The 13,598-nt window shown below is 41.0% G+C and carries 7 protein-coding genes; all 7 read right to left on the reverse strand.

Annotated elements, in window-relative coordinates:
• Positions 1-19: 19 nt before the first annotated feature.
• On the reverse strand, positions 20-5,407 hold the full coding sequence (locus ACFS3A_RS03995; RefSeq protein WP_379824051.1) for an N-6 DNA methylase: 5,388 nt from the start codon (positions 5,405-5,407) through the stop codon (positions 20-22).
• Positions 5,394-5,831, reverse strand: coding sequence for a DUF1896 domain-containing protein (locus tag ACFS3A_RS04000; protein WP_379824052.1), 438 nt, complete (start codon positions 5,829-5,831; stop codon positions 5,394-5,396). The genes ACFS3A_RS03995 and ACFS3A_RS04000 overlap by 14 nt, the downstream gene beginning before the upstream one ends.
• A gap of 169 nt (positions 5,832-6,000) precedes the next feature.
• Positions 6,001-8,088, reverse strand: a complete 2,088-nt coding sequence (locus ACFS3A_RS04005; RefSeq protein WP_379824053.1) for a type IA DNA topoisomerase — start codon at positions 8,086-8,088, stop codon at positions 6,001-6,003.
• A 6-nt stretch (positions 8,089-8,094) separates the two neighbouring features.
• Positions 8,095-9,546 carry a DUF3945 domain-containing protein gene (locus tag ACFS3A_RS04010; protein ID WP_379824054.1) on the reverse strand — a complete coding sequence of 484 codons (1,452 nt, stop codon included), beginning with the start codon at positions 9,544-9,546 and terminating at the stop codon, positions 8,095-8,097.
• A gap of 82 nt (positions 9,547-9,628) precedes the next feature.
• Positions 9,629-9,937, reverse strand: coding sequence for a helix-turn-helix domain-containing protein (locus ACFS3A_RS04015; RefSeq protein WP_379824055.1), 309 nt, complete (start codon positions 9,935-9,937; stop codon positions 9,629-9,631).
• 257 nt (positions 9,938-10,194) lie between these two features.
• Positions 10,195-11,046: an RteC domain-containing protein gene (locus tag ACFS3A_RS04020; protein WP_379824056.1), complete on the reverse strand. Its 852-nt coding sequence runs from the start codon at positions 11,044-11,046 to the stop codon at positions 10,195-10,197.
• A gap of 100 nt (positions 11,047-11,146) precedes the next feature.
• Positions 11,147-13,573 carry an aminotransferase class I/II-fold pyridoxal phosphate-dependent enzyme gene (locus ACFS3A_RS04025; protein ID WP_379824057.1) on the reverse strand — a complete coding sequence of 809 codons (2,427 nt, stop codon included), beginning with the start codon at positions 13,571-13,573 and terminating at the stop codon, positions 11,147-11,149.
• Positions 13,574-13,598 lie beyond the last annotated feature (25 nt).

A 13,598-nucleotide genomic window follows, 5' to 3' on the forward strand; every position in this document is an offset into this window, starting at 1 on the left:
TTGGCGTAAACTAGTCTTATCATCTAGTCTTAAAGCGTACAGGAGATTTTTCTTGGGCTTGAGCAATGTCGATTTTAGTAGCTTTTAGCTGTTCTTCATTATTAAGCTCTTTATTGTCAGTACTAATAGACAAATGTATCTTCCTGTCAACAGCAGCTAATTCTGTTTTAAGTTCGCTCAATTTGTTCTCTTTTGCCCATGTGCTGTTAACCATTTCCTCAAGGACAGGAAGATCCTTTTTCAGTTCATTAATTTTCTTTTGTTCCTGTGCAATATAACCCGGCAGTTTTTCCAGTGCATTTAAAAAATTCATGCCTGCTGTGTGAGGATCCTTGGCTATAATTCCATTGTTGTAGGTGTACTTTATATTGCCTTCTCCCTGTATCAAAAAGCGATTGATTTTTATATCAATACCGTCTTTTTGCGATATTTCAGTTTTTACCAGTATTGAAAAACCATATAGACTGCCAATCTCTTCGTACTGGCCGCCAGTGCGGGTTTTCTGCGCAATCTCATTCAGCCTTTCTCCCATTTGTTTTAAATCAGCATTTTCCGGTAGACCATCAAGCTGAAGCAGATTGGCAATTGTACCGTCGGGAAGCTTTTCTAAGCGCTTTTGTAAGTTTTCGTAATCAAGGCTCATACGCTCAAAACGTGAGCTTGCAGATTCCAGGCTAACTGTAATATCTTCAAGCCTGTATTTAGAGCTGTATTTGGAACGGCTGAAGGACTGCTTTTCGCTTTCCAGGGCACCAACTTGTTTTTCCAGTTTTGCCTTTTCCAAAAGATCGGTATTGCCTGATAGTATCGCAACATATTCAGAGAAATTCATACCCGACTTTTCATCCATGCTGCCCTCATCAATAGTGCGTTTTCCAAGGCTGTTGTTTTTTAACTGGTCAATAAAAAGCTGCTTATTGTACAGGAGATTGAATTTATAGCTGTCCAACGATTTTTCTACGGCATAAATAACAACATCAACGCTGTTATCTGCAAAAAACTTGGCAATCTCATTTCCTTTACGGATTGCCCTGCCATCACGCTGTGCCAGATCGCTTGGCCGCCACGGCGTATCGAGATGATGTACGGCGACTGCGCGTTTCTGAGCATTTACCCCTGTTCCCAGCATGTCAGTAGAACCAAACAGCACGCGAATTCTTCCTTCATTCATCCCGCTGATAAGCTCCTTGCGATGCTTGTCATTTTTAGCTTCCTGTATAAATCGTATTTCTTGGGCAGGCAGACCATGGTCTTCCACCAGCTTGCGTTTGATTTCAGAATAAACATTCCATACACCGCTCTTATAAGTTCCCAGGTCAGAAAATACGAACTGGGTTCCTTTCTGCGCATTGAACCTGTTATAGTATTTGGCAATATTGGCAGCGCAGTGTGATGCTTTGTTATCGGGATGGTCATCGTACTTGCCGCTAACCATACGCAGATCCAATGACATTTTACGGGCATAGTCCGTTGCAATGAGCATCTTAGCTTTCTCTTCGCTTTGCGATAGGGGCGCTCGTCCAAGTAAGAGCGCATTGCCTGTTCTGGCAAATTCCATGAGGTTTTTTATGAAGGCTTCCTGATCTGGTGTAGGCGGTATATTGTAAAGTATCTCCTTCTTTTCTGGACGGTCAATACCGATGTCCCTGGCAGTGCGGTAGTCTGTAATCTCCGAATAGAACTGGGCCAGCTCTGGAACTTTTATAAAATAACGGAAACGTTCTTTCTGGACTATATTGTTGGCCACCGAGAATTCATAGTCCGTAGTTTTTCTCGCATAAATAGCAGCCCAGGCATCAAAACAATTAATACCCTGTTTTTCTAATGCCTGAGGGCGAAGGTATTTAAAAAGCAGGTAGAGTTCAGTGAGCGAATTGCTTATGGTTGTGCCGGAAAGAAAAGTTACCCCAAGGTCTTTACCGGTGTGATTCTGAATGGTGCGGATGGCAAACAGCAGGTTCAATGCCTTTTGGCTTCCCTGCATATTGCCTAAACCAGCAACGCGCTCATGGCGTGTATTGAACATCAGGTTTTTAAAACGATGGCTTTCATCTACGAGCAAATGGTCAATGCCCATCATCTTGAAATCCACGACATCGTCCTTTCTGTTTTCGATATCGTGCTGAAGTGTTTTTAGCTTTACTTCAAGATTTTGCTTTCTGACTATAACCCCTTTGAGCATTCCTCTGGAAATTTCATTTCCCTGCGCTTCCAAAGCCGCAAGGTTATCCTCTACGCTGTGCAGCTCTGTTTGCAGGATTTCTTTTTGTATTTCAGGGGACTGCGGTATCATTCCGAACTGGTCGTGCGTGAGTATTACACAATCCCAATCGTTATTTTTAATGTCTCCAAAAATTCTTTGGCGCTTTTGCGGTGTAAAGTCTTCTTTACCCGGGTATAAAATTTTGGCATGAGGATAAGCGGTTCGATATGTTTCTGCAATTTCATGGACATTAGCTTTAAGTGCCATAATCAAGGGCTTATGTACCATTCCCAGCCGCTTCATTTCCTGTGCGGCGCAGCACATAATGAGTGTTTTGCCGGCACCGACTTCATGGTCGCATATGGCACCCCCATTAAGTTTTATCATCCATACTGCATCTTTTTGACTGGAATAAAGATCTTCTATACCTAATGCTTTTCTGTCAAGTCCCGGGAAATCCTGATGACCTCCATCATACCTCGGGCGGACGAAACAGTTAAAAGTATTGTTGTACTGATTGGTCAGCTCTTTTTTTAAATCTTTATCCTGCGTGTGCAGCCAGTCGGTAAAAGCAGTACGGATCTCATCAATTTTGGTATTAGCCATCTGTATGGCCTCCATATCACGAACTTTTACTGTCTTATCATCAATTGTAACGTTTTTTGTTATGTCCGGTGTGGTGTTGACCAGCGCATGTTTGAGCAGTGCAATTCCATCATAAGTGCGGCTTTGTGATTTGACAGCATATTTATCGCGTATCTGCACATTCTTATCACTGCAGCTAATATTAAAATCGTCGCTGCTTTCAGAGTAGTGAATGTTTACTTTGGTGTCAAATAATTGGGAAGCGAAATCAGCATATTTGTCCGTTGGAATCCAGCGCTCGCCCAGGTTAAAGTCCAGTTCTTCAAATTCAATGCGTCGTGGATAAGCTTCTTCCAGGGCAGTAAGGCTTGCCTTGGATTCAACAGCATTGGGATTACTTTCCAGATAGGTTTTTACCTGCTGGGCTTTTTCTACTATATTTCCTGATATCCAGCGTTCGGATATTTCGAACTCGCTTCGAAGTGGATTATAAAAAATTTGTCCGCGCAGTGCTTCTTTCAAATCACTGGTGTTCATACCGCTGATCTTGGACATGTAGTCCAAATCCACATTGCCGTATTTGTTAAGCGATGCAGCTAAGGCTTCATCAGGATTGTCGGTTGCCAGTGTTGTGATGGAAAAACTAACGGGATGGCGGAATATATCGGCCTTATGTGCGATGCCGCCCACAATACGCTCCAGATAAAGGATTTCCTTTCCCGAACTGTCTGTTTTGATAAGTTTGATATTCTCTGCGCTGTTGAGCTTACCGTACCTTTTTATAAAAGTATCGTATAGCCTGTTAAGGTTTTCCCTTTCATCATTATGCTGGATTTGCAGTACGGCTTCTTTCTGATATAGATCAAGATAGGAATCTCTTACACTGATATAAGCCTCGGTTCTTGCTTTCTGCAATGCTGGAAGCTGCAAAGGGTGGAACATTACATCGTTTTTATTACCATCAAAATCTTTGAGATAACCAACCAATCCTTTATCAATTACAAGGCAGTTGTTACGGTAAAAAGGCTGCAGCTCTTTGGAATAAATTGCAGGTTGTGGGATAGTGCCGCTCTGCGGAACCTTTTCTGGCTTTCCATGTACCTCCAAACCGGAAAACAGGTCGCCTGTACTTGCCTGTTTATTTTTATTATTTTGAGTATTTTCATTTTTGTACGAGCTAGGAGCTTGCGCAGTGTCAGATTGCTTCAGACCACTAAAGAGGTCCGGTTGATTTTTATTACTGCTCTTATTCCTTTTAGGATATTGTTTTTTATTTTTGATAGGCGCAGCACCGGTAATTTTTTCTCCAATATCTTTGAACAAATCAAAAATAGTCAATTGTCTTTCCTCTTTTTGAGCAGGAACGCTGCTTGGTTCTTTTGGGGTAAAAACGGACGACTCTTGTGCAGTGCGCATTAATTTTTGAGGATCAGGCTGTGTGTTTTCGGGCAGTGAAAGCCTGCCTTCCTGTTTTTCTCTGTACAGCCCCAAGTCCAGATGCATTGAGAGGTCTTCCAACAACATTTGTTTTAGGTCTTTGGCTATTCCCTGCACACCGTCCCGGTGCGTGTAGATAAATGCAGGACGTCCATAAGGATCGGTGCCCAGCGTCCGGCTTGTATGGACAATTCTTGTGCTTTCCGTAAATATAGCGTTGCCGGGAATGTCGTCCAGAGTCAGACTTTTGCAAAAGAGTTCCTCGGCTCTGGTCAGGCTTTGCTTTTTTGTGTTTTTTTGCAGTACAATCAGGTCGCTTCCGACTTCCGTGCCGGCGTACTCAGTAAACAAGTTGATGGGCAGCCTGATGGCTGAAACAAGATTGTTATCCTGCATGAGCTCCTTTCGGATGGTTTCATTTTTAGGGCTGTTCAATACCCCTTGTGGAGTGATAAAAGCCAGTATGCCTCCATCACGGATCATATCGCTTCCTTTGAGCAAAAAGTAATTATGTATATTTTGGGCTGCCTGTCTTTCTGCCTGGTTTTTGCTTCTCGAATAGGAGAGGTCAAAAATGGAGGTATCTCCGAAAGGGATATTGCTGGCTATCATATCATAGTTGCTTTTTTCCCTTTCAGGCACTTCTTCAAAACCCTTTATTCGGATTGTATGATCTGGATAAAGCTGCTTTAAAACGGTACCGGTAAGCAGGTCTTTTTCGTAAGCTACTGCCTGCCTGATATTATTCTTTGCAAAGGATTCAATAAAAGAGCCATTTCCGGCTGAGGGCTCCAGAAATTTCTGAATCTTCAGCTGGCTTTCTTCAAATGAATCCGCTATGGCATCGATAACCAAGGGGGGAGTGTAGAATGCTGTAAGCACAGAACTCCGCATGCTGTCCACATAACTGCGATACTGTTTTTCATCAGCTGCGCTTTCTTTTAAGAGCTTGTGGAGTTCTAAAGTAAGGGGAAAAAGTTCCTCTTCGTTTTTTTTCCAGTGCGATATGTCTGCTGGGTATTGTGCCGGGTACAACACAAATTTAAGACCGCCAAATCCGCTGTATTGCATCATTAGCAGTCTTTCTTCTGTTGAGGCATTTCTATTCTCGCTTTCCAGCTTGAAAGCAATTCTCAGTGCCTCAATATTGCCTTGCAGATGCAGTCGTTTACTGAAGCCCATTTTCTTCTATCCAAATGGCTATCGTTCCAGTCAGTTCGGTATAGAGGAAGTCAAAGTCCGCGCTGTAGGCAAAGTCATCTGTCAATTTGTAGTTTGTAAAAACAGCTGCACAGACACTAAGCATCTTCAAGGAAAATGGTCGAAGTTCCTCGTCAGCCATTCTGGTATCGAATTCACTGCAGACTACCTGAAAAATGGTGTCGAAACTCGAGAAATGCAGCCCTTCAAAGAGAATATGCTGTGCAATCTGATCGCATTGATTTACCGGATTTCCTGCCATAAAAGCGCCTTCGTAGGCACTCGCTGCCCAAGAAGAACGCTGGTCAATAAATTGAATGTCATGCGCTCTTTCAGGAAAGCTCGTATTTAACAATTCTTGCAGGCGCAGCCTGTAATAGGATAGATCTTTACTATGTAGTACCATGATTTAATTTTTTATGTTTTTTATGTGCGTAAAATTTAGAGTATGCTGCCAATGTCCAGAACTAGTCTGAAAATAGTTAACTACTATTTGAAAAAGTGTTCTGGTGCTCTAATAATGTTTCATTCTATCCTTTAGTTCCCGTAATTCCATGAGAGCGCAGTTCAGGAAATTATTTATTTTTAGTTTTCAAATTTTCAAATTCAAAAGAACTGTGGGCCTTGTTATTCAATACAATGTAGGCATCAAACTTTTTTCCTGCTTTGGTTTGCAAGGATTTGATAAGAGCAGTTTTGCCTATATTTACAAGACTTTCAATGTCGGATAGACTTAATTCTACACCGCACACGTTACGAAACAGCAGCCAGCTGCAGGATTTACTTGGACATTTGACTATTTTGTCCCTGATAATTAAGTTCTGATTTTTGCATTTTGGACATAAAAGTTCAGGGCGATGGGGCTTTGCAATTGAAGTTTCAAGCAGTTCAGTGGTAATAGCTCTTGTATAGGTCTCTATTTCCATTTGGAAGTCTGCGCAATTAACCTGGTTGTTTTCAATTTTATGTAAAGCTGATTCCCACTGGGCAGTCATTGCAGCATCAGCAATTTTCTTATATTTTATTAACTGATAGACCTGCAGTCCTTTACTTGTGGGTATAAGATGTTTCTTTTCTCTTTGGATATAATTACGTGCAAAAAGAGATTCGATTATAGCGGCTCTTGTAGCCGGCGTACCTATGCCTGTAATTTGTAAAGCTTTGCGCTCTACCTCATCCTTTATCTGCTTTCCTGCAGTTTCCATTGCTGAGAGAATACCTGCTTCGGTATAGAGCAAAGCAGGTTTGGTTGCTTTTTCCAGAGCAGAGGCATACCTTATTTTGAGTTCATTTCCCTTTTTCAGTTCGGGCAGCACCTGCAAAGGTTCGGCATCATCATCAGAGAAAATGCCTTTGATGGAGCGCCATCCTGTTTTTATAATTTTAGAGCCTTTCAAGGCAAAGTCATAATGCAAAGCCTGTAAGGATACTCCAGTAATCTCTTTGATACAGGCTTGTGATATTGCTTCAAGTATCCGCAGGGCAATCATATTGTAAACGGCATTTTCTTTTGCTGATAATGCAGATGGGAACTTTTCTGTAATGAGCAGACCGTGATGGTCTGTAACATTCAACTCGTTAACGATTTGTTTATTTAAATTTCCCCATTTCACACCAGCTAAAGCTTGGTTCCAAGTTTCGGTCTTCTGCATAGCCCTTAGAATTTTGGATATTTCTTCCCACATATCTTCAGTAATGTAGGTACTTCCGGTACGTGGATAGGTAATAAATTTTTTTTCATACAGAATTTGGGCAATCTCAAGGGTTTCTGCCGCCGATAAATTTAATTTTGTGCTGGCTTCCTTTTGCAGGCCTGTCAGATCAAATAGCAATGGCGGCTGTTCAGTCAGGATTTTGGTCTCTACCGATGTGACAATAGCAGTGCTTCCATTTCTCTCGATAGATTTTAATGCATCTTCCGCAGACTTTTTATCTTCCCACTTGTTTTTTGAAAGACATTTAAAGTCGATAAACTCCCTGGTATGAGATAACTGTATCTGCCAATAGTGCTGTACGGAAAAATCTTTATTTTCGAGATAACGCCTGCATATTAAGGCCAGGGTAGGAGTCTGTACTCTTCCAAGCGAATAAATTCCTTCACCCATGGCAATGGTAAGTGCCTGCGAAGCATTGATTCCTACGAGCCAGTCAGCACGGCTTCTGGCCTGTGCAGCCTCAAATAAACCGTTAAAATCACTTCCGGGTTTTAGGTTTTCAAAGCCCTGCCTGATGGCCCTTTCTGTAATCGAGCTGATCCACAGCCGCTCAAACGGCTTACTGCATTTCAGATATTCATAAATGTAACGGAATATCAATTCGCCCTCACGCCCGGCATCGGTAGCTGCAATAATTTTTTTGCTTTTTCCGATGACTTGCCCAATAATTTTTAACTGCTTCAGGGCACCTGCATCTTCTGTATAATCTTGACCTTTCTTTACTTTGCGGACAGTTAGTAAAAAAGGATTGGGAAGTATTGGCAGCCTTTTTTTTTCAAATCCCAAGATGCCATAATCTTCCGGCATTCCCAATCCCACTAAATGTCCGAAAGCCCAAGTAACAAAATAGCCATTACCCGTCAGATAGCCTTCTTTCTTTTCGAAAGCTCCTAAAAAGCTGGCTATTTCCCTTGCTACACTTGGTTTTTCTGCAATAACTGTTACCATGATAGATTACATTTTACGTCCTTTCGATTTGGCGGTTTCCTGGGAATCTTCCTGCTGCTCCTGCTGTTTTTTGCTGTCAGGATTTGTTTGTCCTGATTTCAAAGGTTCGCTGCTGTTTTTGGTAGCTTCATTAGTTTTTCCCTCAGAATTGACTGCGGTCTGTGTTTTATAAGCGTCTGCAGGTTTTACCTGTTCTTTTAGCTTATCTGGATTTTGAAAAGAAAATTCTGTTTTAGAGGTTTCCTTGTTGAAGGTGATATAGCCATTATATTCCTGACCTTTCTTATCCACCAGTCCGCTGATATATACAGTCTGGCCGTCTTTCAATTTTTGGTATTGTTCGTTATCCAATTCTTTATCTCTAAAGGTTTTTGGAGCTTCCTGGGATTGGTTTTGTCCATTTCCTTGTACCTGTTTAACCGGTTCATTTCTGTCAAAGATAAACTCAACAAAACGTTTGTCCGCATTGAACTGCACGTTTGCGTCAAACTCAGTTCCTTTTTTTGAAACCATTCCTTCTAAATGAAGTGCTTTGCCTTCCTGCAGGGTCTGCTTTTGATCATCGCTTAGTTTTACTCCTTTTATCTCGTCAGGGATTTTAATGAAATCGGTTTTTAGTGCGACTATCTCATTGGTTAGTCGATCTAAACTAATCAAAGAAGGCATTATCTCGTCGGTTCTCGGATTAACCAAATTAACGATACGTCCCATGTTGCCGCTCTGCAGAAGATTATCTTTATCTTCCTTGGTGAACTCGTGCCCAAAGAAAGGGTAGTTTAGGTTCGGGGCTTTTCGAATGCCGTGAATAATAAGAACAACTTCTCCTTCATCACTTGCCCTAAGGGATAAACGGGCATCCATGCGCGAAACGGCAGTGCCCAGATTAAGGGTAACAGGTACAAGTTCATTTGTTTTGTATCCCTTTAACAAGGAATCTAAAAGGTTCATTTTTTCAAGTTTCTCTTTGCCTAATCCCAGATGGTTTAATGTTTCCCAATCAATCTGTTCCGGTTTATATTTGTATTCACCTGTTTCCGGATTTGTCTGTGTTGTTTCCATACTATTTTTATTTTCGTGTTTATTATTTTTTATTTCTTCAGTCTTAATCTCATTCTGCTTCATTATCTCTGCAAACTCAGGCTTTGGATTAATAATTTGTTTCTCCAATTCTTTGGCCGCATTTACAGCCAATGGTGCGGGGACCTTGAAAAACATGAAATTGGTAGGATTCCGCAGCTGGCTGAAAAAATTAGAAAAGAAGTTCGAAAACAGATCACCCTGCCTGTCGACCCGCATAAATTGGTTCTGATTTTTTTTTGTAGGGTCTACTGTTTCCAAATTTCCATTTTGGTCCACTCCCGTTACTGCCTGAATTTTCTTTTTATCTTTATCAAATACCAGAAGGATATCCGATAATTGTTCAGCAGCTTTTATTGAATCTATTTTTTTTTCGCTCATAATCATCTTTTTAAAATTCTGTGCCGAAATTAAAAGATGCCATCCTTATTGATTGATAAGTGGAATTCTTTGGCATCCTATTTCATTCGCCGGCGGGTGTTTTGGTCAAGCGTGCAGTAAAGCTGTCTCTTATAAATTGATGTACATCAGATAGTTTGTAATATATTTTACCGCTGATTGTGTAATACGGGAGTTTACCTGATGATCGGTATCGCTGCAGCGAACGCCCGCTTATTTTAAGCATTTGTAAAATATCCTGATTATCTAAAAGTTCTTCTCCATCAACGCTTGCACGTTTTTTGTCAACTTCACTAATATGCTGGCTTAGAAGATCAAAACGCTCTATAATTCGCTCCATCCATGATAGGAATTCGATTCGGTCTAGGTTCATATTGAATTGTTTTGCATTAATACTCTAGATTCTGCCTCATGCAGTTTCATAATGCAAAGTTGTATGGAATGAATATTTTTTACTGCCAATGCCTGCCAATGTAAATCTAGGATTTAAGATTATTTTAACATTTTTAGATTCGTGAAAAAACAGTCGTTTTTAATGACCTTAGAGCTTTTTGTTAAAGAATGGGAGGAAGCAAAAGAGAAATTGCCAATTGCCTGTCCCTTGGCACTAATTGACTCATAATTGGCAAGTTAAATTTCTTTCTCCATATGCTGTTTTAATGACGATTTAAGCTGGTCCAGAAAAATACTTTTGCTGTCTGTTCTGTCTTTCATCCTATGAAAGGCGTGGTGGACATCACCCAATTGAATCCTAAAAAGCAGCTGGAAAACCTTGCTGATTTTTCGAATGCCTGCTTTTCCATGTGAAATGCAGCCTGAAGCATGCAGCGCATATATGAGTTCTATTAGCGCACTTTTAGAATCAGTCCAGAAGAAATCCCTGGATGTGTTGCTGTCTTGGGCAAAAAGCATGATTTCATCTTTATCAGGTTCAATTTTGGAAAGAAGGTATTCATAAAGAAGTTCATTTGCGATTATGCGTGCAACCTTGTAATCGTAATAAGTGGAAAAATCCGTATCAATTTCAAAAACGAAACTGCTTACCCCTTCATGAAGGTCTATTTTGCCCAAGCAAAAAAAATGATGGTCCCATTCGGTCCTTCCCGTCCGGTAGTAGCGGTAGAAATCAGTATTGTAAAACTGATCTTTAAATTCCTGTTTTAAAAGGTTAAGCTCATTGGAGTAATGCTTGTGATGCATTTTGCCGCTTACAAAAGGACATGATGCTTCAATGCGGAAAACCTTGTTGTAAAAGATCAATTTTCCAAGAATCTCAGGCTTTACGTTTTTAAAAAAATTAATTTCTTCCTTCTCATCAGAGAATCCTTTTTCTATGACATTTTTCTTGACCGTAGAGAGCAGACTTCGAAGCACGGTAGTCATGTGATAGGATTTTTCAATAATGTGTTCAGGATCTAAGCTGAATTCCTGTTCCGCTTTGCGAATTACCTGAAGTGTTTTCTCACATGTAGATCTTGTCATGGCAACAGAATTTAGATATTTAAGAACAAGGAAAAGCGGGGGCAATTGCCCTAGAGGTTTAAATCATCACTTTTCATTGGAATTTAGATTGCATTATTTCTCAGCGTGCAGCTTTATTTTCGTTCTGCAGCATCTGCATGAGTTCCATAGCGTAGTTATCTCTGGACTGCATATAAGCTACTTTTGGTATTACGTCAGCGCCAATTTTTTTCTTTTCGAAAGTGGCCGATATACCGAAATCTATTCTTGAAATTTTAAGCTCTCGTGCTCTTTTGATCGTTTGGTATAGAAGCTGTCTGTAAAGATTATAACCAGCGCTGGCAGTATAATCCATTCCTATAAGTTCGGGAACATATACAAGGGATGAATTTTTGTAGCAGAACATTATTCCGGTGATATCGCCTGGTTTTGCCGTTTTGAGTGTTAGAATTATAAACTCCCAGTTTTTACAGCTGTTCATATTTTTGAATACTTCCCTGCTGTACGTAAAGTTATTGATGGCCAGATTACGGTTCTTTACATTGCAGAAGAGCTGGTAGGCCCTGCTTAATTCTTCCTCATTGAGAAAATCTTTTATTTCAACATTATAGAATTTTTCAAACTTTACTATTTCCCTATTGAAATGCTGGCGCGAACGTGGCGAAAGAGCAGAGCCATAATTATCAAATTCAAGGAGGTGTTTATTTTCAATAATACAGGATTCCGGCATATCGATCCTAAAATATCCTTGGTTTCTTATCATTTCATCCCACTGAAATCCATTTTCAAAATCACGCAGAACCAGCATATCGGCTGACAATTCATTGTATGATTCTTCCAGCCTGTTCAGCAGCATTTCAATTGAATGCTGTGCCAGAGGATGGCCTTTGTCAATAAAGCAGTGCTGTCCCTCAGTAAACAATGAGCCGGTGCTCAATACTTTGGAAGTCATATGCATTGGTTCTGTAAGTCTAATTTCTTCGAGATGCCTTGATACGGATTCCGTTGCCAGCATATCATCTTTCCAGAAACCCAGTGTGCAGAAGGTCATTAAAACCACCTGCATATTCTGGTCGCGGATTATATAGTAAAAGAAATCCCATTTATTGGCTGGGTCCTGACTATCGGAGAATGTTTGTTCCAGATACTGCATGCCTTCCCAGTCAAATATATTGTAAGCGCCCAGATGCCTATTCCATTCCTGTTTTTCTATGTCTGATATTGTGCATACTTCTTTCATCTGCAGCATTTTTTCCTGCTGTTTTTTAGCAGGCAGCGTCCCTGTAATATCCATTCTAAAAGCCTGCCGTATCTTTTGTTCACTGCTTCCTGTTTCTTCCACTGCTTTGTGGAAGTGTTTCCCTATTGCATGGGCAAGTTCAGTTATATCCTCATTTTGGTTGTGTGCGGATATTGTGATACGGATTCCTGTATTTTTAATGGGGACTGCCGGGTATATGCCAAGGTTGAGGTAAAATCCCTCAGAGAAGAGGCGCTTTGTAAAATTGTAAGCAGTGGCAGGTGTCCCCATTCCAAGAAAGAAAACCGGAGAATCGTTTACAGAGACCAGCGGCATGCCGCTGTTTGAAAGCAGCGAGCTGAACAGCTCTGTTTTCTTGGCAAGTTCAGCTTGACGCTCATAAATTTCAGGGGAAAGATGTATGTCGCATGATGCAATGGCAGCCGCAACTGAGGCAGGTTCAAGCTGGGCGGAGAAGGTAAGGGGACCGCCAAAAGTTTTAATCTTCTCGCGTAATTTAGGATCACTGCAGAAAAAGGTAGCGCCACTCGCGCCAAATGTCTTGCTCAGCGTGCTGACAACAAAAATGTTCTCTTCCAGCGTTCCAATGGCGTCAAAAATAAAGCCTGTGCCATTTTTTCCTTTCCAGCTCATCCCGTGGACATCATCAAAATAGAGATGAAGCTGCGGATACTGCTGGGTTAGCCTAAGCAGCTCCTGTACCGGTGAATAATCTCCATACATGGAATAAACACCGTCGGCCATGTACCATATTTTACCAGATCTTCCAAGCAGCGCCCGAATTTTGTCTTCAAGCATTTCAAGGTTATTGTGGCGTATCATCTCCACCGGTATTCCCCTGAGCTTAAGAAGCTGACAGGCATTCTGCACGCTCCAGTGCGCCTGATGATCTATAATAACGGCATCTTCATCCCGTATAAGGGTAGGGATTACTGCCATATGTCCAAGGGTGCTGTTTTTAGTTATGATTGGCGGTATATTGTACATCTTCTCAATCTTGTTTTCCAGTTCGGCATATAACGGATGAGAAAGATAAGTTTTAGAAAGAGGGAACTGTGTCCCATAATTGCTTATCGCGCTTATTGCGGCCTCTTTAAGCCTTAGATCCTGTTCCAGTCCAAGATATCCTGTAGTGCCAAAATGGAGCATTTCATTTCCTTTGATTTTTACGGTTCGTCCGCTTAGATTTTCATCTTCACTATATAAGTGCAGCAGGCCTTTTTCTTTCGCATTTGCAAAAACAGTGTCGACTGTATCAATAAAATTGTTGTGTTTTATTTTTGCCATTTTTTTTAAGATTTATTTGGTTTAG

Source organism: Flavobacterium notoginsengisoli (genome assembly GCF_042686225.1).
Lineage (GTDB): Bacteria > Bacteroidota > Bacteroidia > Flavobacteriales > Flavobacteriaceae > Flavobacterium > Flavobacterium notoginsengisoli.

What these genes read in the sequence shown, in the direction of transcription:
- ACFS3A_RS03995 (WP_379824051.1), bottom strand. Translation starts at nt 5,407, where the DNA reads ATGGGCTTCAGTAAACGACTGCATCTGCAAGGCAATATTGAGGCACTG.
- ACFS3A_RS04000 (WP_379824052.1), bottom strand. Translation starts at nt 5,831, where the DNA reads ATGGTACTACATAGTAAAGATCTATCCTATTACAGGCTGCGCCTGCAA.
- ACFS3A_RS04005 (WP_379824053.1), bottom strand. Translation starts at nt 8,088, where the DNA reads ATGGTAACAGTTATTGCAGAAAAACCAAGTGTAGCAAGGGAAATAGCC.
- ACFS3A_RS04010 (WP_379824054.1), bottom strand. Translation starts at nt 9,546, where the DNA reads ATGAGCGAAAAAAAAATAGATTCAATAAAAGCTGCTGAACAATTATCG.
- ACFS3A_RS04015 (WP_379824055.1), bottom strand. Translation starts at nt 9,937, where the DNA reads ATGAACCTAGACCGAATCGAATTCCTATCATGGATGGAGCGAATTATA.
- ACFS3A_RS04020 (WP_379824056.1), bottom strand. Translation starts at nt 11,046, where the DNA reads ATGACAAGATCTACATGTGAGAAAACACTTCAGGTAATTCGCAAAGCG.
- ACFS3A_RS04025 (WP_379824057.1), bottom strand. Translation starts at nt 13,573, where the DNA reads ATGGCAAAAATAAAACACAACAATTTTATTGATACAGTCGACACTGTT.